The organism is Catellatospora sp. TT07R-123 (assembly GCF_018327705.1).
In the GTDB taxonomy this organism is placed as follows: domain Bacteria; phylum Actinomycetota; class Actinomycetes; order Mycobacteriales; family Micromonosporaceae; genus Catellatospora.
Genome location: NZ_BNEM01000002.1, coordinates 1,242,056 through 1,266,595 on the forward strand (window position 1 = coordinate 1,242,056; position 24,540 = coordinate 1,266,595).

General features: G+C 73.5%; 17 protein-coding genes. 7 read left to right on the forward strand and 10 right to left on the reverse strand.

Annotated elements, in window-relative coordinates:
* Window positions 1-247: 247 nt before the first annotated feature.
* Window positions 248-2,422, forward strand: coding sequence for a discoidin domain-containing protein (locus tag Cs7R123_RS25640; RefSeq protein WP_212830260.1), 2,175 nt, complete (start codon window positions 248-250; stop codon window positions 2,420-2,422).
* A 407-nt stretch (window positions 2,423-2,829) separates the two neighbouring features.
* Here the strand turns inward: Cs7R123_RS25640 and Cs7R123_RS25645 are convergent, their stop codons facing one another.
* The 4 genes from Cs7R123_RS25645 to Cs7R123_RS25660 all read right to left on the reverse strand — a co-directional run bounded on the left by Cs7R123_RS25645 (window position 2,830) and on the right by Cs7R123_RS25660 (window position 6,693).
* A complete protein-coding gene (locus tag Cs7R123_RS25645) occupies window positions 2,830-3,876 on the reverse strand; it encodes a LacI family DNA-binding transcriptional regulator (RefSeq protein WP_212830261.1) in 1,047 nt (348 codons plus the stop codon).
* Window positions 3,877-4,162: 286 nt separating this feature from the next.
* Window positions 4,163-4,807 carry an HAD family phosphatase gene (locus Cs7R123_RS25650; protein WP_212830262.1) on the reverse strand — a complete coding sequence of 215 codons (645 nt, stop codon included), beginning with the start codon at window positions 4,805-4,807 and terminating at the stop codon, window positions 4,163-4,165.
* A complete protein-coding gene (locus tag Cs7R123_RS25655) occupies window positions 4,804-5,616 on the reverse strand; it encodes an endonuclease/exonuclease/phosphatase family protein (protein ID WP_212830263.1) in 813 nt (270 codons plus the stop codon). The genes Cs7R123_RS25650 and Cs7R123_RS25655 overlap by 4 nt, the downstream gene beginning before the upstream one ends.
* 84 nt (window positions 5,617-5,700) lie before the next feature.
* Entirely contained in the window at window positions 5,701-6,693 is a 993-nt protein-coding gene (locus tag Cs7R123_RS25660) for a phosphotransferase family protein (RefSeq protein WP_212830264.1), read from the reverse strand.
* A gap of 201 nt (window positions 6,694-6,894) precedes the next feature.
* Here Cs7R123_RS25660 and Cs7R123_RS25665 point away from each other — a divergent pair, with 201 nt between their 5' ends.
* Window positions 6,895-7,269 carry a cellulose binding domain-containing protein gene (locus Cs7R123_RS25665; protein WP_212830265.1) on the forward strand — a complete coding sequence of 125 codons (375 nt, stop codon included), beginning with the start codon at window positions 6,895-6,897 and terminating at the stop codon, window positions 7,267-7,269.
* 25 nt (window positions 7,270-7,294) lie between these two features.
* Here Cs7R123_RS25665 and Cs7R123_RS25670 read toward each other — a convergent pair whose 3' ends face one another.
* On the reverse strand, window positions 7,295-9,862 hold the full coding sequence (locus tag Cs7R123_RS25670; RefSeq protein ID WP_212830266.1) for a tetratricopeptide repeat protein: 2,568 nt from the start codon (window positions 9,860-9,862) through the stop codon (window positions 7,295-7,297).
* Between the two features lie 187 nt (window positions 9,863-10,049).
* On the opposite strand from Cs7R123_RS25670, the gene Cs7R123_RS25675 reads away from it, so the two are divergent.
* Window positions 10,050-14,030 (forward strand): putative Ig domain-containing protein, encoded by a 3,981-nt coding sequence (locus Cs7R123_RS25675; protein ID WP_212830267.1) that lies wholly within the window; start codon window positions 10,050-10,052, stop codon window positions 14,028-14,030.
* 64 nt (window positions 14,031-14,094) lie between these two features.
* Here the strand turns inward: Cs7R123_RS25675 and Cs7R123_RS25680 are convergent, their stop codons facing one another.
* From Cs7R123_RS25680 to Cs7R123_RS25690, 3 genes are all read right to left on the reverse strand, one after another.
* Window positions 14,095-14,844, reverse strand: coding sequence for a cellulose binding domain-containing protein (locus tag Cs7R123_RS25680; RefSeq protein ID WP_212830268.1), 750 nt, complete (start codon window positions 14,842-14,844; stop codon window positions 14,095-14,097).
* Window positions 14,845-14,915: 71 nt separating this feature from the next.
* Window positions 14,916-15,554: a hypothetical protein gene (locus tag Cs7R123_RS25685; RefSeq protein ID WP_244872140.1), complete on the reverse strand. Its 639-nt coding sequence runs from the start codon at window positions 15,552-15,554 to the stop codon at window positions 14,916-14,918.
* Between the two features lie 104 nt (window positions 15,555-15,658).
* The gene (locus Cs7R123_RS25690) at window positions 15,659-16,807 is read right to left on the reverse strand and encodes a helix-turn-helix transcriptional regulator (protein WP_212830270.1); all 1,149 of its coding nucleotides are present in this window, start codon (window positions 16,805-16,807) and stop codon (window positions 15,659-15,661) included.
* 173 nt (window positions 16,808-16,980) lie between these two features.
* Here Cs7R123_RS25690 and Cs7R123_RS25695 point away from each other — a divergent pair, with 173 nt between their 5' ends.
* Both Cs7R123_RS25695 and Cs7R123_RS25700 read left to right on the forward strand, forming a co-directional pair.
* The gene (locus tag Cs7R123_RS25695) at window positions 16,981-17,217 is read left to right on the forward strand and encodes a flavin reductase (protein ID WP_374707094.1); all 237 of its coding nucleotides are present in this window, start codon (window positions 16,981-16,983) and stop codon (window positions 17,215-17,217) included.
* 38 nt (window positions 17,218-17,255) lie between these two features.
* Entirely contained in the window at window positions 17,256-17,570 is a 315-nt protein-coding gene (locus tag Cs7R123_RS25700; RefSeq protein WP_212830272.1) for an immunity 53 family protein, read from the forward strand.
* A 137-nt stretch (window positions 17,571-17,707) separates the two neighbouring features.
* Here the strand turns inward: Cs7R123_RS25700 and Cs7R123_RS25705 are convergent, their stop codons facing one another.
* Window positions 17,708-20,518, reverse strand: a complete 2,811-nt coding sequence (locus Cs7R123_RS25705; protein WP_244872463.1) for a LuxR family transcriptional regulator — start codon at window positions 20,516-20,518, stop codon at window positions 17,708-17,710.
* Between the two features lie 103 nt (window positions 20,519-20,621).
* Here Cs7R123_RS25705 and Cs7R123_RS25710 point away from each other — a divergent pair, with 103 nt between their 5' ends.
* Window positions 20,622-20,933, forward strand: a complete 312-nt coding sequence (locus Cs7R123_RS25710; RefSeq protein ID WP_212830274.1) for a hypothetical protein — start codon at window positions 20,622-20,624, stop codon at window positions 20,931-20,933.
* A gap of 88 nt (window positions 20,934-21,021) precedes the next feature.
* Window positions 21,022-24,030 carry a BTAD domain-containing putative transcriptional regulator gene (locus Cs7R123_RS25715; RefSeq protein ID WP_212830275.1) on the forward strand — a complete coding sequence of 1,003 codons (3,009 nt, stop codon included), beginning with the start codon at window positions 21,022-21,024 and terminating at the stop codon, window positions 24,028-24,030.
* A 51-nt stretch (window positions 24,031-24,081) separates the two neighbouring features.
* Here the strand turns inward: Cs7R123_RS25715 and Cs7R123_RS25720 are convergent, their stop codons facing one another.
* A complete protein-coding gene (locus Cs7R123_RS25720) occupies window positions 24,082-24,516 on the reverse strand; it encodes a Calx-beta domain-containing protein (protein ID WP_212830276.1) in 435 nt (144 codons plus the stop codon).
* Between the last annotated feature and the right edge of the window lie 24 nt (window positions 24,517-24,540).

Genomic DNA, 24,540 nt, shown 5'->3' on the forward strand with positions numbered 1-24,540 from the left:
ACTTGGTGTTCTTTCTGGCACGGAGTCGGAGCATGCAGCGACATGTCGCCTAGATGTGGCGCTGCCGCGCCGGCGGCAGCGCCACCCGGCGACAGCCGGAGCCACCGCTCCCCAGCATTCGGCTCCGGTGGCGCCGCATGTCGAACTGACCGGCCGCCGTGGCCATCAGCCCATGGCCACGGCGGCACACCGGATCCCGCGGGGGCGTGGTCCCCGCGGTTCTCCAGCCATCCCGTCAGGAGATGTCATGACATCCGTCCCGACCGCGGCCCCGCCGCGATCGACCGCCGGCCGCCGCCGCTGGTCCCTGGCCCTCGGCATCGTCGGGGCCGTCCTCGCCTCGTACGTCGCGGTGCAGGCGACCTCGGCCAACGCCGCCGACCCGCTCATCTCGCAGGGCAAGACCGCCACGGCGTCGTCGACCGAGAACATCGCGTTCCCGGCGTCCAACGTCGTCGACGGCGACACCGTGACCCGCTGGTCCAGCGCGTTCAGCGACCCGCAGTGGGTGCAGATCGACCTGGGCGCCACCGCCAGCATCAGCCAGGTCATCCTGCGCTGGGAGCCGGCGTACGCGACCGCCTTCCAGATCCAGGTCTCGGCCTCGGCGACCGGCCCGTGGACCAACGTCTACAGCACCACCACCAGCACCGGCGGCGTGCAGACGCTGGCCGTGTCCGGCTCCGGGCGCTACGTCCGGATGAACGGCACCGCCCGCGCCACCGCCTACGGCTACTCGCTCTACGAGTTCCAGGTGTTCGGCATCATCGGCGGCAGCTCCGGCTGCGGCACGAGCAACGCCGCCCTGGGCAAGCCCGCCTCGGCCTCGTCGGCGGAGGCCGCGTTCGCCGCGGCCAACGCGTTCGACGGCAACGGCGGCACCCGCTGGTCCAGCGCCTTCGCCGACCCGCAGTGGATCCAGGTCGACCTGGGCGCCACCGCGTCGGTCTGCGGCGTGACCCTGAACTGGGAGCCGGCGTACGCGTCGGCGTTCCAGATCCAGGTGTCGAACTCGGCGACCGGCCCGTGGACCAACGTCTACAGCACCACCACCAGCACCGGCGGCGTGCAGAACCTCACCGTCAGCGGCTCGGGCCGCTACGTGCGGATGAACGGCACCGCGCGGGCCACCCAGTGGGGCTACTCGCTGTGGGAGTTCGCCGTGTACACCGGCGGCACGCCGACCTCGCCGTCGCCGCAGCCGTCCCCGTCCCCGTCCACCTCGCCCAGCCCGAACCCGGGCGGCGACGTGCTGCTGTCGTACAACAAGCCGGGCTTCGCCTCGACCTCCCAGGACGACGGCGCCTGCTTCCAGTGCACCCCGGCCCGCGCGTTCGACCTCGACCCGGCCTCGCGCTGGGCCACCAGCGCCACCACGGGCTGGGTCGACCCGGGCTGGATCTACGTCGACCTGAGCGCGACCGCCCAGATCCACAAGGTCGTGCTGCAGTGGGACCCGGCCTTCGCGGTCGCCTACCAGCTGCAGACCTCCAACGACGCGGCCAACTGGACGACGATCTACAGCACCACCACCAGCACCGGGTTCAAGCAGACGATCAACGTCAACGGCACCGGCCGCTACGTGCGGATGTACGGCACCCAGCGCTCGAACGGCTACGGCTACTCGATCTACGAGTTCCAGGTGTACGGCACCGGCGGCGCGCCCAACACGCCCCCGGCCCAGCCGCCGAACCCGACGTTCCCGGCCACGCACCTGATCTTCGCCGACGAGTTCAACGGGGCCGCGGGCACCAAGCCCGACGCGTCCAAGTGGACCATCGACACCGGCACCGGCCAGAACGCCGAGCAGCAGTACTACACGAACAACAACAACGCGAACATGAACGGCGCCGGCTCGCTCGTGGTCGAGGCGCGTAAGGAAGCCGTCGGCGGCATGCAGTACACCAGCCACCGCATGAACACCGGCGGCAAGTTCACGTTCCAGTACGGCCGGGTCGAGGCCCGGGTGAAGGTGCCCAAGGGCAACGGCTTCTGGCCGGCGTTCTGGATGATGGGCGCCGACTTCCTCACCGGGCGGCCCTGGCCGTACAACGGCGAGATCGACATCATGGAGATCCTGGGCAAGGACACCACCCGCAGCTACACCACCCTGCACGCGCCCGCGTACAACGGCGGCGGCGGCTACGGGTTCGAGAAGATCTGGGGCATCGACCTGTCCGCGGACTACCACGTGTACGCCGCGCAGTGGGACAGCAACGGCATCCGGTTCTTCGTCGACAGCACCGAGGTGTTCTACGCCAGCAAGGCGACGGTGGAGTCGACCCGCGGCCCGTGGGTCTACGACCACCCGTTCTACCTGATCGTCAACCTCGCCGTGGGCGGGGACTGGCCGGGCAACCCCGACGCGAGCACCCCGTTCCCGTCGCAGATGCTCATCGACTACGTCCGCGTCTACAACTAGCACCCGAACGCGGAGACTCTCGGCGCGTCGTTGAGCGGACGGCGCGCCGAGCACACCCCCACGTTCGGACCGAACATGGCTCGCCCCGGTGCGCCGCCGCTCAAGCGGCGCACCAAGTGGCTCCCCACGTTCGGCCGGCAGGTGGGCCCTGCTGCCCCGCAGGACCCACCTGCCCCCTGCGAGAGCTCGTCCCCAATCCCGCAGGAGGCGGACCCGGAACCGCCTGTCATCGGTTCCCGGCCGCCGGCCCGGCCCGCAGCCGAGGCGGCCGCCTCGGCCGGGGCCGTTGCTCGCAACCTACCGCGTCGGCACCGTCCGGCGCGGCCACCGGTCGGCCGATCAGGCACCACCGAGACGGCACCGTCCGGGGCGGAACCCCTCTCCCGCCCCGGACGGTGCACCTCGTTCTAGGCAGACCCGCGACGGATCAGGCGAGGATGGAAGATCACCGAACGCGCCCGCGCCTCCGGCTGGCTGATACGCGCCAGCAGCAGCCGCGCCATCTCGGCGGCCATCTCCTCCAGCGGCTGGTGGACCGTGGTGAGCTGCGGACGGCACTGCAGCGCCGCGACGCTGTCGTCGAAGCCGACCACCGCCACGTCCTCGGGCACGCGCCGCCCCAGGTCGCGCAGCGCCTGCAGGGCGCCCTCGGCCATCAGGTCGTTGGCCACGAACAGGCCGTCGATGTCGGGGTGTGCGGCCAGCAGCTCGCGGGTGGCGTTCTCGCCGCTGCCGCGGGTGAAGTCGCCGACCGCCGACGGCACGTACGGGTAGCCGTGCACGGCCAGGGCGGCCCGGAACCCGTTGAGGCGGTCCTGCGCCGAGGGCATGTCCAGCGGCCCGGAGACGGTGCCCAGCCGGTGGCGGCCGATGCCGAGCAGGTGCTCGGCGGCCAGCTTCGCGCCGACCTGCTGCTCGACGTCGACGTAGCTCATCGGCAGCGGCTGGCCCGGCCGGGCCGACAGCACCGCCGGGATGTTGAGGTCGCACAGCTGCCGCGGCAGCGGATCGGCGGTATGGCTGGAGATCAGCAGCACCCCGTCGACGTGGCCCTGGCGCAGGTAGCGCACGACGTGGTTCTGGGCCGTCCACTCCGCGGGCATGATCACGAGATGGATGCCCTCGGGCCGCAGCACCTCCAGCGCCCCGGCCGTGATCCGGCCCAGGAACGGGTCGGTGAAGATCCGGTTGAGGAACGGGTCGGCGGTGTCGCGGTCGTCCGCTTCGGACACGACCAGCGCGACCGAGTCGGTGCGGCGGGTCACCAGCGAGCGCGCGGCCAGGTTCGGCACGTAGCCGGTCGCCTCGATGGCCTGCTGCACGACCTGGCGCAGCTCAGGATCGACGGTGGCGACGCCGTTGATGACGCGCGAGACCGTGGAACGGGAGACGCCCGCCTGCTCGGCGACCTGCTCCAACGTCGGGGCGCGCTGGTCGGCCCGTTTGCTTGTCATGACGTTATTTATACCAGCCTTTTCGGTGAGCGCTCTCCCATGGTCGTTTCGAAAATCCATGCAGCTCAACAATGTTGTCGCCGGAAACAAACACCCGTCAACCAAACCAGTTAACCTTGATCCAATCCGGAACGGCCCTGACGGTTGGGTAGTAAATGTCGATCCGCAGGCGAAAAGCCGGGAAACGCCGCTTTGACAGTGATTTCTCGATGATCGCGGGCACGACGCCGCGACAGCCGGGTCCACGTCGGACGACCGGACGAGACATCAGCAGCTCAGAGCAGGTTCAGGCGGTCAGGAACAGGGCGTCCAGGCTGGCCAGCACGTGCCGTCCGGGCGCGGCCGGGATCGGTTGCAGGCAGGGCACGGCGACGGTCGTACACCCGGCGGCCTCGGCCGCGGCCAGACCCGCCAGCGAGTCCTCCACCGCTACACACCGCCCCGGGTCCACCCCGAGCAGCCGGGCCGCCGTCAGGTACGGCAGCGGGTCCGGCTTGTGCCGGACCACGTCGTCGGCGGTGACCGTCACCGCGAAGTGGCCGCGCCCCAGCACGTCCAGCACCCGCTCGGTGTCGCCCCGGCCCGACGAGGTCACCAGCGCCGTCGGCACCCCGTACGCCGACAGCAGTTCCAGCAGCCGCCGCGCCCCGGGCCGCAGCTCGATGCCCGACTGCTCGATCCGCCGGGCCACCGCCGCCTCCAGCAGCAGCACCAGCTCCGGCACCGGACGGCGGTGCCCCAGCGACTCGCCCAGCACCGCGACGATCGTCGCCACCGAGCCGCCGACGATCCGACGGTCGTCGACCGGGATGCCGCCCAGCTCGGCCACCAGGTCGTGGATGGCCAGCACCCACTGCCGCTCGGTGTCGACCAGGGTGCCGTCCATGTCCAGCAGCACCGCGTCGTACGTGCGCAGGTCCAGCCCGGTCATCGCGCCGACGCCAGCGCGAACGTGCCCAGCACGGCCCAGTGGTCGGAGGTCCACTCGTTGCCGACGTGCTCCGGCACCGGGGCGGGCTCGCCCACCAGCACCGTGCCGACCTCCAGCGGCCGCAGCGGCCCCGCCGCGTGGATGAAGTCGATCCGGTCCTGCGGCTCCGGCGTGCCCGGATCGCCCTCGTGCCACGCGATGATCGGCGACCAGGTGTGGCCGGGCTGCGCCACCGGGTCCGGATGCACCATCCGGTATGCGTCGTAGAGGCCCGCGTCGGTGACCGCGGTGCTCACCGGCCACGGCACCTGCGGCCGGTCCAGGTGCGACGGGGTGTTGAAGTCACCGAGCAGCAGCACCGGCAGGCCCGGCTCGGCCAGCGCGGGCGCCATCTCCGCCAGGATCTGCCGGATCTGCTCCGGCCGCGCCGACTCCTCCTCGGCTGCCAGCACCTGCGCCGCCGACGCCCCCGCCAGCAGCTCGTACGGTCCGTACGGGGTGTAGTTCAGGTGGGCGCTCCACACCACGACGTCGGTCTCGGGCAGGCGCAGCCGGGCGCCGACGCCCCACATCTCGTCGTCGCCGTAGCCTTCCACGATCGGATGCGGCGAGATGATGCCGCAGCTGCCGCCCTGCCGGTGGTGCCAGCCCAGCTCCTCGGCCAGCTCGCGGGCGGCGGTGCCCATGGTCTCCTGGAGCCCCACCACGTCGGGCGCCTGCTCGCGCAGGAACCGCAGCTGCTTGGCGCGGGCGTCGTCGACGCAGTCACCCGCCAACCACAGGTTCCACGTCAGCACACGCAGTCGCACAGGGTCCTCCACCAGGGACTCGAATGATCGAGTGCATCATTCAGTAACCGGTTACGCGACGCAACCCACTCCCCCAGGCCACGGTCAGGGGTTGGCGAGGTGGGTGACCAGGCGGGTGAGGATCTGCCAGGACTGGGTGTCGTCGGCGTTGCCGGAGTGCGGGCGGCGGAAGCGGGCCACGTCCACCGCCAGATCGGACAGATCCCAGCGGATGCGGTAGAGCGCCAGCATCGCCGGGTCCGGCGCCACCCCGGTGGCCTGCTCGTACGCTGCCAGCAGCGAGCCGTCGCCCGGGTCCAGGCCCCACAGGTCGCGCTCGGGCGGGGCGCAGCGCGCGGTCTCCCAGTCGATCAGCACCCAGCCGGCACCGGTGCGCATCGTGTTGCCCGGATGCGGCTCCCCGTGCGTGAGCGCCAGGCGGCCCGGCCGCGCCCGCGCCGCGGCCACCAGCGCGTCATACCGGTCCAGCAGGCCGCGGATCGGTGCGGCGTGGCCGCGCACCAGCTCGGAGCACCTCCGGGCGTACGGTCCGGCGTCCGGCACCGCCCCCGCGGCCAGCGCCGCCGCCAGTTGGTCGCGGTGCGGCACCGCGAACCCGTCCACCGGCGCCAGCGCCCGCACCGGCTCCGGCGCGGCGTGCACCCGCGCCACCAGGTCGAGTACCGCCCGGCGATGGTCCGGCGACTCCCACTCGCCCCAGCCGAAGCTGCGCCCCTCGACGAAGGCGTGCAGGGTCACGGCATACTGCTCGCCCGCTCGGGCCAGCGGCGACCCGGACCAGGTCGGCACCGGCGCGACCGCGAACCCGGCACCGCCGTCGTGCAGCGCCCGCGTCGCGGCCAGCGCCGCGCGCAGCCGGCCGAACCCCACGTCGAGCGGCTCGTCGGCGGTCAGCCGCTTGTGGGCCAGCTCGTCGAGGGTGGCGAACCAGCGGGTGCCGCCGGTGTCGCGTACCTCCCAGTGGTGGCTGCCCCAGCCGACCGGCCGGTAGTCGACCGCCGCCACCGCCAGCCCCCAGTCCCGGTCCAGCACCTGCGGCAGCAGGTCGTCGGGCAGATCGTCGGGCGGCGTCAGCATTTCACCACGCTAATGACCCCACCGGCGGGCGCAACCGATTTGCCCGGCGGCGGCGCATACCTCTGCGCCGGGAGCACACCTCCTACGGTGTGGCCACACCACATGAGGTGTACCTCCAGCGGTGAGTACGTCCCGGCAGTGTCCGCCGTGGACGCCCGCCGCCTACAATCGCAGGGACATCGCGCCGATCTGGGGGTGCCCATGCGCCGGACCATCGCCGCCGCCGTGACTCTGCTGGCGGTCGCGCTGCCCGCGCCGGCCTCCGCCGAACCGGCCGTCACCTGCGTGTACACGTTCACGGCGTACCCGAACGGGTTCACCGCGACGATCGACATCCGCAACCAGGGGCCGCGACTCGATAGCTGGTCGCTGCGCTGGACCGTGCCCGACGGCACCCAGCTCGGCAACGCCTGGGCAGCCCGGATGACCCAGCCCACGCCGCTGGAGCTGACGGCGGTCAACCAGCCGTGGAACGGCACGGTCGCCAGCGGCGGCCGGATCTCGTTCGGCTGGACGGCCGTCGCCCCCACCGCCACCACCCCGACCGACATCACCGTCAACGGCACCCGCTGCTGACCGGCGTACCCCGGTCGAGCTGCCCCTATCTCGGCTGCGCCAGCCGGGCCCGCACCCGGTCGGCGTCGGGCAGCCCGAGATCGGTGTAAACGGCCAGCGCCCGGGTCCAGTGGTCGCGTGCCCCGGCCGGGTCGGTCTCGACCAGCGCCGCGGCCAGGCCGTCCAGGGCACGGGCGTGCTCGCAGCGGTCGCCGGTGCGGGCCGTGACCGCGAGCGCGGCCCGGTGCCGTGCCAGCGCCTCGGCGGGGCGGTCCAGGTCGAGCAGCGTCTCGCCGAGCGCGTTCAGGGTCTCGGTCTCCAGGCCGCGATCACCGGTCCGCCGGGCCAGGTCTAGAGCCTGTTCGAGCTGGTCCAGGGCGCGGGCGGGCCGACCGAGCACCCGGTATGCCGCGCCCAGGGTCGCCCGCGCGCTGCCGGTTCCCGCCGGGTCGCCCGCGTCGCGGCAGCGCACCAGCGCCCGCCGCAGCGGCGCCAACGCCTGATCAGCCCGGCCGAGATGCAGCAGCGTGGCCCCCAGGTTGCCCAGCGCGTAGCCTTCCAGCCGCCGGTCGCCCACCGAACCGAACAGCGCCGCCGCGCGGCGGTGGTGTGCCAGCGCCCGGACCGGCCGACCGAGCCGCCGGTACAGCGAGCCGCGGTTGAGCAGCTGGGACGCCTCGCCGTGCCGGTCGCCGGTGCGCCGGTACACGGTCAGCGCCCGGTGCAGGCAGTCCAGGGCGGGTCCGTAGTCGCCGAGCCGCTCGTGCACCATCGCCAGCCGGGCCAGCGCCCGCCCCTGCCCCGGGGCGTCGCCCGCGGCCTGGAACCCGTCGGCGGCGGCCTCGAAGTGGCTGCGGGCGTCGGCATAGGAGCCGAGCCACCACTGCACGTTGGCTAGGTTGGCCAGCGCGGCCGGGCTGCCCGCCGACCGTACCGCCGCGGTGTGCACCGCCAGGGCGTCCTGGTGGTGCCCGCCGACCTCGAAGTACCGCCACAGCAGCGTGGACAGGGCGGCGGCGGTGGGCGCGCGCCCGGTGCGGGCCGCGTGCAGGGCCAGCGACACAAGGTCGGGGCGCTGCCGGTCGAGCCAGCGCTGCGCCTGCCGGGGCTCGGCCAGCGGCGGCGCCGGCCCGGCCGGGGCGGCGGGCGGCCCGCTGTCGTGCGGGAAGAGCGCGTCGCGGGCAGCCGTCGCGGCGTCGACCGTGTGCCCGTGCAGCCGGTCCAGCGCCAGTTCGGTCAGCGCGGGGTCCAGGGTCGCGGCGAGGTCGGCGGCGTACGCCCGGAGCAGGTCGTGCATCCGGTGACGCCCCGGGCCGACCGCCTCGACCAGATGCGCGCGGGCCAGGCGGCGCAGCAGCGTGCCCGCCGTGTCGGCGTCGACCGCGGCCAGCGCCGCCAGCGGATACCGGTCGAACTGCGTGCCCGGGTACAGCCCCAGCAGCGTGAACGCGTGCGCCACCGGGCCGGGCAGCTGCCGCAGCGACCACGAGAACACCGCCCGCACCTCGGTGCGCGGGTCGCCGGTCGCGTCCAGCAGGTCCGGCACGCCCGCCCCGGCGGGCAGCTCCGCGACCAGCCCCGCGAGGCTGCGCCCCGGCTGGGCGGCCGCGACCTCGGCAGCGACCCGCAGCGCCAGCGGCAGCCTGCCGCAGCGGCGGGCCAGCTCGGCGACCGCGCCCGGCTCGGCGGCGGCCCGCGCGCCCAGCAGCGCGCCGAGCAGCGCGGCCGCCTCGGCGGGCGTGAGCACGTCCAGGTCGACGCGGCGGGCGCCGTCGCGGGCCACCAGCCCGGCCAGGCCGTCCCGGCTGGTCACCACGACCACCGCCGATGCCGTGCCGGGCAGCAGCGGGCGGACCTGCTCGGCCTCGTACGCGTTGTCGAGCAGCACCAGCATCCGGCGCCCGGCCAGCAGCGTCCGGTAGAGGGCGGCCCGGCCCGGCAGGTCCACCGGGATGCCCGCGGCGTCGACGCCGAGCCCGCGCAGCAGCGTGGCCAGGGCGTCGGCGGGCGGCACCGGCCGCTCCGGGTCGTAGCCGCGCAGGTCCAGGTAGAGCTGTCCGTCGGGGAACCGGTCCCGGGCGGCATGCGCCCAGTGCACCGCCAGCGCGGTCTTGCCGATCCCGGCCGTGCCGCAGATCGCCGACACCGTCGCCGGATGCCCGTCCAGGGCCGCGAGCTGGGCGGCCCGGCCGGTGAAGCCGGGCACGTCGGCGGGCAGCTGCCGGGGCACCGGCGGACCGCCATCGGCCACCGGCACCGGTGTGGGGACCGCGCGGCGGCGCCGCTCCTCGACCCGGTCACGGGCCGTGGCCAGGGCACCCTGCTCGGCGGGGGTGGCGCCGAGCAGGCGTACCAGGTCGTCGAAGCGGTCCGTCGGGGGCAGCACCCGGCCGGACAGGTACTCGCCGATGATGCCGCGCGACCAGCCGGTGGCGGCCGCCAGCTCGCGGTAGGACAGCGGTGGGCCGCCGCGCAGGCGGGCGTGGCGGCGGCGCAGCTCACGCAGCAGGCGGGCCAGGTCCGCCAGGGTCTGCACCTGGTCGGGGGCGGTGGCGCGAGCGGGCCCGGCGGGCACCGTCCCGGTCGCGCGCGCGACCCGTGCATCGATGGCCATGGTGCGGTCAGCATGCGGCTCGGAACGGCTCGTTGTCCACCTGGTGCCGGGCTGGCGCACGCCGCCGGGCCGAAGCGTCGCCTTGCCGATTCTGTCTGATTCTTTGGCTATTTCCCGTGGCGCAGCGCGCTCTTCAGTGCACGGTGGACGGCCCTCGCCGTCCCCGCAACCGATGAGGTGGTATCCCGTGCGCACTGCCCTCTCCGCGACCGCGCGACCCCGGCGGCTCGCCGACGAGCCCGACCCGCTCGACCGCGTCGGCTCGATCACCGCCGCCAGCCTGCTGATGGAGGACGTGGTCAGCGCCGACCTCGTCTCCGCGGCCACCGGACACAACAAGGTCGCCCTGTTCGCCAACCCGTTCCTCGGCGGCAAGCAGGAGGCCCTGGTCATCGACGAGACCGGGCACCTGAGCTACCTGCGGCGCTCGGACTCCGACACCGGCTGGACCCAGTCGCCGTTGGACGACCCCGGCGGCGTCCAGTGGCTCGCCGACGAGGTCGTCGTGGTCGTACACCCCGAGGACTTCAGCGTGTGGGCGGTCTTCACCACGCCCAATGCGGTGACCCCGACCGCGCTGCGGGCCCTGCGGCTCGTCGCCGCGAGCGACCCCGCCGCCACCGTCTGCACCTGGGAGAAGCCCGCCCGCGACGTCATCAACTACGACATGGGCGGCACTCTGGGCATGCGCCACATGCACGTGTACTACGACCGGAACATCCCGATCATCGGCGGCGTCGACGCCCACGGCAACAACATCATCCTCACCGCCTCGATCGGCGTCGCAACCCGGCGGTTCTCGGCCGTGGACGCGACCAATCCCGTCGCGTCGTCGAGCGCGGCCGTCTCCGGCTACGCGTCCGGGCGGGTGCGGGAGTCGTACACCTTCTCCGGCGGCCCCGTCGGGTATGTCGCGTACGCGCTGGTGGACGGCGTCATCACGCGCCACAACCCGGAGTCGGGTGCCCCGGTCCGGGTCGCCGCCGACGCCGCCCAGCTCGTCGGGGTGTTCCGGTCCTACCAGCGGCCCGACCTCGGCTGCATCTACCTCGACAAGGCAGGCGATCTGTGGACCTGGAACCTGACCACCGGTGACGCCCACGTGCACCGGCAGCAGACCGAGGGGCTGGGCCTGCGGACCGCCACGTCCTGGCTGGACGACCACGGCGTCGCGCACGTCTACGGCCTGGTCCCCGAGAAGGACGCGGACGGCAACGTGACCACGCACCTGCGGGTGCTGCACCAGTCGAGCTGGGGCCCCCACGGCGAGCCGGTCTGGTCGCAGGCGGTCGGCACGGCCCCGGACACCGACGAGGTCGTCGTGACCGTGCCCGCGCTCATCGGGCTGGTCGCGGACGTCGCGTCCTTCGCCGTGGGTTCGTATCCGTCCGCCGTGCCCAGCCAGTTCGTGCGGCTGGCGGGGAGACGGGAGGACTCCGACCGGTTCGCGATCCACACCCAGGACCTCGTCTCGGGCCGGTGGTCCCGCGACAAGATCCGCCTGCCAGCCTCCGAGGAGCTCGACCCACATCTCGACAAGAGCCGGCACATGGTCACCCACTACGTCAGCACCGTGACCGTGCGGGACGGCCGGGGCAACCCGATGCCCGCCCAGCCCGTCACGGTGAGCGCCGAGACCCTGGTGGAGGTCCAGGTCGAGGGCGCCTCCTACCTGGTCGGTCCGGGTCTGGGCACCCGGCTGACGACGAACTCGTTCGGCAAGATCACCATCGCCACCCTCGCGGACAGCCTGCTGCCCGCGACCCTGCACGTGGACGCGGTCGGCCTCCAGCAGGGTGCGGTCATCCAGCCCGCCGCCGGAGTGCACGACTACCTCGCCGGCACCGGCACCCTGCCCTCGCAGAACGGCCGGTTCGACGAGACGGCGCTCGCGGACGCCAAGGTCGACGGCGTACCCATCGTGACCGAGCATCACGAGTCGTGCGGCGAGGTGGCCGACAGCATCAAGAACGTGTTCCGCAAGGCCGACGGCCAGGAGATGCTCTCCCGTCTGACCGGCGGCCGGGGCGGCGCGGCGCCCCTGCACGGGTTCTCGATCGGCTCGGCGCTGTCCCCCACCGAGGGCCCCGACGCGGGCCGGATCGTCTACACGGAGCTGCACTCCCCCGAACATGTCCTGGCGCACAAGAAGGCGATCATGGAGACCGCCCAGTACGGCGGCCTGTGGAGCGACTTCGTGCACTGGGCCGGCGACGTCTGGGAGGGCATCAAGAACGGCGTCATCGAGGTCGTCCACGTCATCGTGGAGGTGGCCACCACGATCTTCATCAAGATCGGCGAAGCGATCATCGCGCTGGTCGACTTCGTCATCGAGGCCGTCGAGGCCGCGGTCCGCGCCGTCGAGTCGATCATCCGGTTGGTCGTCGACACGGTGGTGAAGGTCGTCAACTGGCTGCGGGCGCTGTTCCGCTTCATCGACATCTGGGAGACGAAGAAGGCGCTGCAAGCGGCCCTGAAGCAGACCCTGGACCACACCGCCACCGCGGCTCAGGACATCGCCGCGGACATGCACGGCTGGTTCGTCGCGCAGGAGGCCGACGTACGCCGCAACTTCAAGGACGCCAAGCGCAACAGCCTCGACGAGCCGACGGGCAACGCGGCCAACCAGATGCCGTCGCCCACCGACCCCTCCGGCAAGGTGGTCGCCCCGCAGGACATCCACGACAACCCGCAGGGCAGCTGGATGCTGGACCAGACCGTCAGCAGCAGCGCGCTGGCCGCCTTCGCCGCCGCGCCGCCGCCGGCCCTCGACGCCTCGGCGCTGGCGGAGGTGTGGCAGCGGTTCGAGCACCTGGTGGCCGACTCCGGCATCACCGAGGAGGCCCGCGCCGTCCTCGGCGACCTCGACGCGCTCATCCGGCTCCTGGTCAGCCCCAACGACCCCGACCTGGCCGGCAAGACCACCGTCACAGCCCTGCTCGACCTCGTGGAGCACCTGCTGCTGGCGTTCCTGGAGCTGGGCGACCTGGTGGTGCAGGTCGTGGTGGAACTCATGGGCGTGCTCGCCGCCACGATGCACGACCTCCTCAAGTACGTCCCTCCGCTCGGGCCGGTGAACTGGCTCTACACCTGGCTCCAGCGCCACAACGGGATCCACGAGGACGACATCGAGGAGATGACGATCGGCGGCCTCATGTGCCTGATCGGCGCCTTCCACATCACGGTGGCGCACAAGCTGGTGCACGGGGTCGACTCGGCCCCGTTCCCGCACGGGTTCCCGAAACTGCCCGCCCCGCCGGGGCATCCCGACCACGTGGCGGGCGCCCGCGCCGGCGACGTCGAGCTCGACGTCGTCAAGTCGGTCAAGTCGATGTGCGGCCTGAGCATCGCGTTCAGCGGCCCCACCAACCTCCTCGCCGACATCGCCCCCACCCTCGGCAAGGAGACCTTCACGTTCAGCTTCCCGGGCTGGCTCGTGGCCGGCATGAACGCGCTCTACGGCTCCACCATGTCGACCCTGGCCGCCTACCCGCCGCTGAACGGCAAGCCCTGGAGGTCACCGGCGCTCGGCAGCTTCCTGCTGGCAGGCGCCGGCATGACCGCCGCCTGGACCACCTGGGGCCTGCATCGCGCCGACTCGACGAAGTACCCGGTCCCGGCGTTCAAGAACCTCGGGAAGGTGACGACCGGTCCGGTGTGCGTCGCCGGTCTCGCCATCGGCCAGACCGTGTGCGCGGTCAAGGGCGGGCTGCCCAACGGCTACGCGAAGGCGCAGCTGTCCATGGGGGTGATCCCGGAGTACCTCCAGCTGACCCGTATGCGGGTGCAGCCGACAATGGGCGGGCTCAAGCGGGCGGCGTTCGTCGGGGTGGTGGACGCCGCCACGATCATGACCGGCGGAATGATGCTCGCCGCGCCCAACTGGTGCTCGCCCCCCGACATCCCCGAGCAGGCCTTCCCGAACGGCTCGACCCGCGACAAGTACTCCGCGACCGTCGAGCGCACCGGCGAGCGCGCCTTCAACAAGCCGTTCACCTGGTGGTGCACCGGCACCCTGCCACCGGGGCTGGAGATCGACGCCGACACCGGCGTGATCCACGGGAAGCCGACCCACCCCGGCACCTGGCGCTTCTCCGTGCACCTCAGGGACTCGTTCGGGCCGGACCAGTACGCGATCCTCAACGACCGGACCATCACGATCGTATGAGCGGCGAGGGCGCCCACCTGGCCGGCAGGTGGGCGCCCTCGCCCGGCGCCTGGCCGGGCGCGGGTCAGGGACGGTCGTTGTCCACCTGGTGCAGGACCACGAACGCCGGGATGTACGTCACCGGCAGGTAGTTCTGGACGGTCAGCCCCATGGGCGTGTCGCGGTCCGTGGTGTCGGCGTCCTCGGCCGACACCGCCGTGACGGTGCGGGGCGTGTTCCAGTCGGCGGGCGTGAACACGAAGCTGGTCGGAGTCGCGCTGGTCGGCGGGCCGGCCGCGTTGCCGAGGTTGACGATCACGTTGGTGGCGGGGGCCCGGCTGAGCCGTACCGTGAAGGTCGTGGTGCCGCCCTCGGCGATGTCGGCGCGCAGCGGCGTCGCGACGATGTACGGCTGCGGGGTGTAGGCGCAGGCCTGGCCGTTCAGGCTGAACCCGGCGGGCGGGACGTTGCTGCCGCTGGTGTTCGGGTTGATCGCGAGCAGCACGCTGACCGAGGCTCCGGCGGCGACGCTGCCGTTGAACGAGGCGTTGGTGATGGTCACGTGGCGGCCGGACTGGGTGAAGTTGCCGTACATGGTGAACTGGACGGTCGCGGTGTCGGCGAGGTCGAAGTCGAGCTGCCAGGCGGTGACCGCGGTCGCCGGGGTGAGCGTGATCTGGGACTGGTAGCCGGTGCCCCAGAACACGGTGACGTTGTCCTGGACGGCGCAGGTCGGGGCGGCGGTGGCGGGCGCGGGCACACTGGTGGCCAGGCTGGTCGCGAGCGCGGCGAGCAGCAGGACCGCGCGGGTACGGCGGAAGCGGGGGCGTTTCATACGGCGATCGTCGCGCCGGGCGCGGCCCGGCACCGCGACTCCTGGACGCCGTTGGACGCGGCGCCGGACCGTCAGCCGCGGCCGCCGGGCAGGGCCAGCGGCCCGGAGACGGCGAGACTGCGGTCGACCGCCCGCGCCAGCGCTTGCGCCCGAGAGTCCGGCACGATCCGCCGCGACCAGGCGTCCAGGGCGCCGAGGAAGTCGACGAGATCGCGCTGGACCTCGTCGAGCAGCGTCGGCACAATCGACTGCGGGAGGTCGACGTGGGCCTCCGCCTGCTGGCGTACTGCGGTGAGATGGTCGTCCTGCCAGACCCGCAGCCGGTCGTCGAGGAACTCCACCCTGGGCGCGGGATCGTGCCCCATCCAGGGCGACTCGCCGGAGAGCAGCTCACTCCAGTGGCGCCAGTCCTCCAGCCCGCTGCAACAACCTGGCGTGACCGCCATCCCGGTGTCCGTGTCCATGACCCGAAGGCCGCCGGAGACGATGAGACTCTCCTCAGCCAGCAGCGCGTCCACCGTCTCCGCAGGCCCCGCCCCAGCAGGTCTCTCGACGTGTACGACCAGCGCGGCCACGAACAGCCCCACCTGGTCGCTGACGCACTCGCCGTTCAGCACGAGCCACGAGAGCGGAGCCAGCGGCGCGACCGGCCACGGCACCGGCGTGCCCTGTACGTTCGGGACCTCGACGACGGCCTGAAGGGTGATCACCACACCATTCAACCGGAGGTCCTGCACGCACCCGTTGCTGGTGTCGCATCGGGTGGAGTTCCTGGCTCCTGCCGCGGCGAAGGGCCTGACTGCCTGAGCAGGTGTCAGGTGGCGCGGCGGTCGATGAGGTTGGCGATGGCGGTCACCCGGCGTTGCAAGCGGGCGGAGTCGGCGCGCTCGGCGGCCGCCTGCGCCTGGCCGAGGGTCGCCCGGGCGGCGTCGAGGTCGCCGGTCTCGGCGTAGCTCTCGGCCAGCCAGGTCTGGTACAGGGCGACCTCGCGGATGTGCTCGCTGGCGTACCCGGCCAGCGCCCGGGTGAGCAGGGGCTCGGCCCGGGCCGGTGCGCCCACTTCGATGGCGCAGCGCGCCGCCATGACGTCGATCTCGGCCCGGTTGAGCCAGTACACCCACTCGGGTTCGGGGATGCCGTCGGAGCGCCGCTCGTAGGCGTCGTCGGCGGCGTCGAGCGCGCGCCGGGCGGCGGCGGTGTCGCGCAGGCGCGCGGCCGCCCACGCGTAGCGTTCCAGCAGCAGCGCCCGCGCCACCGGCGTCGCACCGGTGGCGCCGCTGACGGCGGAACGGGCGATCAGCATGGCGTCGTCGCGGCGACCGATGTTGGCGAGCTGATAGCTGAGGCAGGACAGCAACTGCGCGCCCAGCACCCGATCCCCGATCGTCTCGGTGGCGCTGACTCCGGACAGGTAGAACTGCTTGGCCTTCACGTACTGCCCGGCGTCGCTGGCGACCCAGCCGGCCAGTTGCGCCAGCTCCCCCACTGCCGTGAACAGCCTGCGGCCTACGGCATCGCTGTATGCGGCGTCGCGTGCGAGCACGTTTGCCGCGCCGAGCTCCTTGGTGATGACGGGCAGCATGTGGCTGCTGCTCACCGTGTCGTCGAGATGCCGCAGCTCCACCACCCGGGTCTCCAGCGCCTCGACCAGGCTGACGCCGATCTGCCGCCCGGCGCGCAGCTGGAGCGAGGCAGGCGTGTCTCCGAGCAGCCACTCGTGGGTGATGCGCACCGGGTCCAGCGCCGTGCCTATCGCGACGCCGAGGACCTGCTCGTAGCGTTCGATCAGTTCGGCAGTGACAGAACGGCGGCCGGTCTCGACCAGCCCGAGGTAGGGCTTGCTGAAATGGGTCAACGCTGCCATACGGGCGAGGCTGTATCCGGCCGCCTCACGGGCCGTACGCAGCCTTGACGGCGATCTGGTGTCGTCTGTAGACGGTGGAAGACCGGCATCCTGTTCCATGGGCGTTCCCTTCCGCTGATGCTGGTATCGGCCCAGCGGGAACGTGCTTTGAGAGTCCGGACCTGGCTGGCGTCACGGGGAAGACCAGGGGTCGGGGCTCGCATCCACCGACACTCCCATGGCCTGGTCTTTCCCACCGTAGCCGACCAGAGCAGGGGACGCGAGCCGTGTCGATACATCTGCCGATCCGACCAGACTGGACGTGCGCGGCATGCGGCCTGCCGTGGCCCTGCCTGACCCGTAAACGGCAGTTCGTCGCCGAGTACGACGGCGCCCATGTGTCGATGATGCTGCACCTGTCCGGCTACCTGATCGAGGCATGCCAGGACATGCCCATGACAGCGTCAGGTGCCCTGCATCGCAGGTTCCTCGGCTGGCGCTCCGAGCTGCCCGTCGGCTCTGACCGGTAGCCGAGCCGTCGAGCGGCAGTCGCCTACCATCGGCTCTCATGCACGAGTCCGAGCACGTCCTTGACTGGTTGCAGCGCTGGTATGCCGGGCAGTGCGACGAGGACTGGGAGCACAGCTGGGGCGTCAAGATCGAAACCCTCGACAACCCCGGTTGGCACGTGGAGATCGACCTCGCCGAGACAGAGCTGGAGGACCTGTCGTACCCCCGCCAAGACGTCACCCGGAGCAAGAACGACTGGGTATGGGTCTGGACGGCGAAGCAGAAATTCCACGCCGCATGCGGACCCGGCAACCTCACCGAGGCCCTCACCCTGTTCCGCGACTGGGCGACCGGTCAGTCCGCGCCCGCGTAGCCGCCTGCTCGGCCGTCTATGCGAGGACCTCTGAAACCGGGCCACACGTGTGGGGTTGTACGTACAACCCCACACGTGTGGCCCGGTGTCGAACCGGGAATGGGAAGTCCTCGTGTGCCACGGTCAGCAGCAGCTCGTCAGCCCGGTGCGCTGTCCTGCCGGGCGGCGACCACGGCCAGTTCCACCCGGGAGCTGATCTGGAGCTTGGCCAGGATGCTGGAGACGTGCGACTGGACGGTACGCCGGGACAGGAACATCCTGGCCGCGATCTCCGGATTGGACATGCCCTCGGCGACCAGCAGCGCCACCCGGTGCTCGGTGTCGGTCAGCGCCGCCCAGCCGTGCTTGGGCCGCCCGCGCCGCCCCTTCACGCCGCGCCGTACGCCCGCCTCCCGCAGCCGCGCCCCGGCCCGCCCGGCGTCCCAGGCTGCGTCGAGCAGCTCGTAGATCGCCAGCGCCCGGTCGACCTCGTCCCGGGCCGGTCCGGGCTGCCCGGCGCGGGCCAGCAGCACTCCGGCGTTCTCATGCGCGTACCCCTCACACAGCCGCCACCCGGCCTCCGCGTAGGACGCGGCCGCCGCCCGCATCAGCTCGGCGTCGTCGGTGGCGAAGGCCCGGCACAGCTGCGCGGTCGCCCGCAGGCTGTGGCACGGTTCGGCACCGCCGACCTGCTCGACCTCGGCGACCAGCTGGACCAGCCGCGCGTGCGCACCGCAGGCCGCCGCCATCCGGGCCAGGTCGGGGCAGACGCGGTAGACGACGCGCCGGGGGAAGATGCCGCCGGCCTGGTCCCATACGGGCAGCAGCAGGCGCAGGGCTTCGGCCGGGCCGACCGAAGCCTCCTGGGTCAGCGCGTACGCCCAGCGGGTGAAGCTCTGGTCGCCGCCCTCATAGACCGCGTCCGGCTGCTCGGCCACGGTCGCCGCCGCGACCTCCGCCGTGCCGCCCCGGTGCACGCTGATGACCTCGGCGAGCCCGCGCAGGCGCCCCGCCTCGCGCAGCGGGTCGGCGGACTCCAGTCCGGTCTGGATCTCCACGAGGGCGTCGTCCCAGCGGCCGTCGAGGAAGCGGACGGCGGCGCGCAGCCGGTGGGTGAAGGCCAGGTACACGCTGCCGGTGCGGCGGTTGCGGTCAGCGGCCACGGCCAGCGCCTCGTCGGCCTCGGCCAGGCGGTCCAGCCCGATCAGGCAGTACGCGACGGTCGCGTCCGGTTCGACCTGGAGGTCGGGCAGCACCCCGTGGCCCAGGCGGCTCTGCGCCCGGCGGGCCAGTTCCAGGCCGCCGGGTACGTCGCCGCGCATCATCGTCACGGCCGACATCGCGAGTTCGCCCAGGCCCAGGGTGTGCTGGTCGCCGGTGGCGGTGCCGAGAGCCAGGGCCTGCCGCGCGTCGGCGGCCGCGTCCTCGATGCGGACCTGGAACATCTTGGCCACGGCGGCGAACCCGTGCAGCCGCCCGCGCCGGTCCTCGGCGACCTCGGGGTCGGCCACGGCGGTGTCGACGACCGCGAGCGCGTCGGTGATCCGCCCCTGCCGGTAGCAGGACTGGGCCAGCAGCCAGTACAGGGCGGCGCGGTCGGCGGCCGGGGCGGCGGTCAGGGCCTGGCGGGCCTCGCGTTCGGCGGCGTCGAGCTCGCCGTGCCACAGCAGGGCCCGGACCAGGTGCAGGCGCAGCTCGGCGGTGCGGGCCGGGTCGGCGGCGGTCAGGGCGCGGCGCAGCAACTGCACCGCGAGTCCGGGAGCACGGGCGATGAGGGTACGGGCGTGCCCGGCCAGCCAGTCCCGCATCGCCGGTTCGACCGTCCCGCCCTGCGCCAGCTGCTCGGCCACCCGCGTCACCGAGGCGCTGCGCCCGGCCAGCACCCGCGCCCCGCGCACGTGCAGCGCCGCCCGTACCGTGGCCGGGACCTGGGCGGCGAGCACCTCGCAGATGAGCGCGTGCCGGAACCGGGGGCGGCGCCCGGTGGTGACCAGGCCGCCGCGGGCGGCGAGGCCGAGCGCGGCGGAGATCTCCTCGGGCGGGCTGCCGAGCACCTTGGCGAGTTCGGCCTCGCTGACGCTGCCGCCGAGCACGGCGGCGGTGCGCAGGGCGTCGCGGATGGGTCCGGGCAGGGCGTCGAGGCGGCGGCCGATGACGCCGACCAGGGAGCCCGGCAGTTCGCCCCAGGCGCGTTCGCCGAGCTCGGCGCAGCCGTCGGTGAGGTGGACGGCGTGCTCGTCGCGCAGGGCGGTGACCAGTTCGCGGACGTAGAGCGGGTTGCCCGCGGCGCCGTCGAGCAGCTGCCGCAGTCTCGGGCCGGGCGGCGCGCCGACCAGGGCGGTGACCTGGTCGGCGACGGCGTCGGCGGGCAGCGGGTCCAGGCGCAGCTGGGCGGCGCCCCGGTCGAGCAGGCAGTACCAGAAGGCGGCTACCTCGCCGCTGCGGTCGACGGCGCGTTTGGCCAGGACGAGCAGCAGCGGAATGGCGGCGAGGCCGTCGGCGAGGCGGTCGAGCACCCGTACGGTGGCGGTGTCGGCCCACTGGAGGTCGTCGACGATGAGGGCGAGCGGGCGGGCGGCGGTCCAGGTGTCGGCCAGGCCGAGCACGGCCTCGCCGATGGCGTACTCGTGGTTGGCGGCGTCGACGCCGTGGGCGAAGACGTCCTCGCCGCGCAGCAGGGCGGACAGCGGGGCCAGGTCGGGGTCGGGGCTGGCGGGTCCGATGCCCAGGCAGGCGGCCAGGGTGGAGAACGGGATCTCCTGCTCCAGGTCCTCGGCGGCGCCGCGGTGCACCCGCATGCCGAGGTCGCGGCAGTGGGCGGCGGCCGCGTCGAGCAGCGTTGTCTTGCCGATGCCGCTCTCGCCGACGACGAGCACGGCGCCGCCCTGCCCGGCCACGGCGGCGCGGGCGGCCGCCGCGAGCCGGGCCAGTTCGGCGTCCCGGCCGACCAAAACGGGCGAATCGACCATCACGTTCACAGCGTACCGGCCCGGACCGGCGCCCGGACCAGCGTCGATTGCCCGGTGGTGTCCGCTCTGGCACGCTGCTCACAACCTCTCGCGAAGGAGCCCCATGACCGAGGCATCGGCACCGCAGGCACCCGCGCCACAGGCTCCGCCCGCGCTGAGCACGGGCGCGCGGATCGCCCGAGTCGTCGGCCTGGCCGGCCACCTGCTGCTGTCCGTCTGGTACGCCGCCAGCGGCCTGCTCGCCCCCGGCTGGGCCGTCGCCGTCCTGATGGTCGTGTGGGCGGCGCTGTTCATCGCGAGCATCCGGTGGTGGCGCACCCGCCCGTGGTGGGTGCTGGCCGTGCCGGTGGCCGCCCTCGCCTTCTGGCTGGGCCTGCTCACCGCCGGGGAGGCGTGGCTGGGCTGGACCGCCTGATCCGGCTGCGACGGCAACGCGACAGTCTGCGGCGTACCCTCCGGATGGTTTGCCAGTCTTGTGGGGAACCGGCGGAAAGGGGTGCGCGGTGAGTCAGTCGCAGGTGCGCATTCTCGGCCCGATCGAGGCGTCCGGCAGTGACGGCCCGGCCGCGCTGATCGGGGCACGGCAGCGGGCGCTGCTGGCGGTGCTGGCGATGAACGCGGGCACCGTCGTGCACCAGCCGCGCCTGATCGACGCGCTGTGGGGCTGGGATCCGCCGCGCACCGCGGTCAAGACGCTGCACAGCCACATCGCCCGGGTGCGCCAGGCGCTGGAGGCGTGCGGGCTCAACGGGACGCTGCGCACCCAGCACCCCGGCTACCGGCTCGACATCCCGGCGCAGGCCGTGGACGCGCACCGGTTCGAGGCGGCGCTGACGGCCGCCCGCACGCAACTGGACGCCGACCAGCCCGAACGCGCCGCCGCCGAGCTGCGCGAGGCGCTGCGGCTGTGGCGCGGCGACGCGCTGGCCGACGGCGAGCCGACCGGCTGGGCCGCCGCCGAGGCGGCGCGCCTCAACGAGGTGCGGCTGTGCGCGGTCGAGCTGCTGTGGGACGCCGAGCTGCGGCTCGGCGGGCACCGGCGGGCCGTCGGCGAGCTGGAGAAGCTGCTGGTCGGGCAGCCGCACCGGGAGCGGCTGGTGGAGCTGTACATGCTGGCGCTGCACCGGTGCGGGCGGCCCGCCGACGCGCTGGAGGCATACCGGCGGCTACGCGAGCACCTGGCCGAGGAGCTGGGCGCCGACCCCGGCCCGGCCCTGCAGCAGCTGCACACGGCGATCCTGCGCGAGGACCCGGCCCTGACCGCCCCGGCGACGGCGCCCGAGCTGCCCGCGGCGCCCGCCGGGCCGCGCCCGGCGCAGCTGCCCGCACCGGCGGGCCACTTCACCGGTCGCGACACGCAACTGTCGGCCCTGGACACGCTGCTGTCGGGCGGCCCTCGCATCGGCTACGTCGCCGGACCGGCCGGGATGGGCAAGTCTGCGCTGGCCGTGCAGTGGGCGCACCGGGCCGCCCCGCACTTCCCCGACGGGCAGGTCTTCCTCGACCTCGGCGGGCACGACCCCGACGGCGCGCTCGACCCGGCACAGGCCCTGGCACACGTGCTGACCAGCCTCGGCGTCGCCGGGAACCGGCTGCCCGCCGCCCTGTCGGCGCGCGCCGCGCTGCTGCGCGACCTCGTGCACGACCGGCGGGTGCTGCTGGTGCTGGACAACGCGGCCGACGCCGAGCAGGTGCTGCCGCTGGTCCCGGCCGGCGGGGCGAGCCTGTTGCTGGTGACCGGCCGCCACCAGCCGACCGCGCTGGCCACGCACCACGACGTACGCGCCGTCGACCTGGGGGCGCTGGACCGGCACGAGGCGGTGGCGCTGCTGGCGCGGGTGCTGGGCGCCGAGCGGGTGCAGGCCGAACCAGAGGCCGCCGCCGAGCTGGCCGACCTGTGCGACCGGATGCCGCTGGCGCTGCGCATCGCCGCCGCCAAGCTCGCCGCCCGCCCCGGCCGCCGGCTGGCCGACCTGAACACCGAACTGACCGATGAGGACCGGCTCGACGAACTGGCCGTGCCCGGCGACGCGCGCAGCGTACGCACCGTGTTCGCCGGTTCCTACCGGGCCCTGTCCCCCGCCGCCGCGCGGCTGTTCCGGCTGCTGGGGCAGCACCCCGGGCCGGTGTTCGGCGAGGGGGTGGCGCAGGCCGCCCTGGGCGAGCGCCCTGGGCCCGCGCGCCGGGCGCTGGCCGAGCTGCTCGCCGCGCACCTGGCCACCGAGGACGCGCCGGGGCGCCACCGGCTGCACGACCTGCTGCGGCTGTACGCCCGCGAGCGCGCCGCCACCGAGGACACCCCGGCCGATCTGACCGACGCGACGGCCCGGATCGTGCACTGGTACCTCGGGGTCGCCGACGCGGCCAACCGCATCGTCGACCCCGGCCGCGACCGGGTCCGGCCCCAGGTCGAGCACCCGGTGGAGTTCGCCGACCACCACGCCGCGCTGGCGTTCCTGGACGGCGAGCGGCCCAACCTGCTGCCGGTGGCGGCCCACGCCGCCCGGCACGGCCACGCCGCCGCCGCGTGGCAGCTGACGTACCTGCTGACCGGCTTCTACGACTCGCGGGGGCACTGGGGCGACCGGGTGCTGCTGTGCCTCCTGGCGGTGCAGGCCGCGCAGGCCGACTGCGATCCGGGGGCCGAGGGCCTGATGCGCAGCGCCCTCGGCGTCGCGCTGATCATGACGTACCGTCACGACGAGGCGCTCGACGTGCTCCAGGGGGCGCTGGCGCTGATGCGCCGCTGCGGCGACCAGCGCGGCGAGGGGCACGTGCACAACAACATCGCGGTCGCGTGCGCGGGGCTGCGCCGCTTCGACGAGGCGGTGGAGGCGTACCAGCAGGCGCTGGCGCTGCACACCGCGATCGACAACCGGCTCGGCATCGCGCTGGCGCTCAACAACATCGGCGACGCGTACGTCCGGATGGGGCGGCCCGAGCTGTCCGGCCCGTACCTGACCCGGGCCCTGGCCGGCAGCCGCGAGCTGCCCAACGCCCGGCTGGAGGCGGCCGCGCTGAGCGGCCTGGGCCAGTCCCGGCTGGCCCTGGGCGACCTGACCGGATCACTGGACCTGCTGCGCCAGGCCCTGGCGGTACGCCGCCTGAGCGGTGACCGCCGCTACGAGGCCGACACCCGCACCACGATCGGCACCGCGCACCTGCGCGGCGGCGACCACGACGCGGCGCTGGCCGAGTTCGAGCAGGCGCTCGCGCTCAGCCAGGAACTGGCCGACCAGCACCTGGAGTCGGTGGCGCTGGCCAACATCGGGCGGGTGCACCTGGACCGCCCCGACCCGGTGGCCGCGGGCGGGTTCCTGCACCTGGCGCTGGCCCTGCGCAGCCGCGCGCCCGACCCGTACGAGACCGCCAGCATCCTGCGCGACCTCGCCGTGCTCGCCGCGCGCGCCGGGGACGCCGAGACCGCCCGCGACCACCGGCAGCAGGCGGTCGACCTGTACCGCAAGGCCAACGCGCTGGCCGAGGCCGACGCCCTGGCCGGGCTGGACTGAATAAGGCGGCGGGCCCGGTGGAACCGGACCCACCGCCACCCCACACCCCGGTCAGCCTTGGTCGCTGTCCAGGATCGTCACCGTCACCGCGAGCGGGTCGCCGACGCCGGTGGACAGCCACACCCGCAGCGCCTCCTCGGTCTCGACCTTGCCGTCGGCGACCAGCTCGATCACGATGCGGCTCTCGGTGTCCCCGTCAGCCAGCCGCAGCACGCCGTCCTTGACCTGGCGGTAGTCGTCGGGCGCGGTGGCACGCAGGTCCTCGGTCCAGAAGCGGATCTCCGCGCCGCCCTTGGGCAGCTTCCCCTTGATCACCAGCGAGATCGGGCACAGCTCGGTCTCCCAGCAGATCGCGTCCTTGGTGATCACGCGGCAGTCGTTGCCGCACACCCCGGCGGCGGCCGCCTGCGCGGGGGCCGGCACCAGCAGGATCGTCGTCAGGACGGTCAGGGCCGCGGCGCCCAGCCGACGTACGATACGTCTCATGTGTCCACTCCAGAGCTCGGGCAC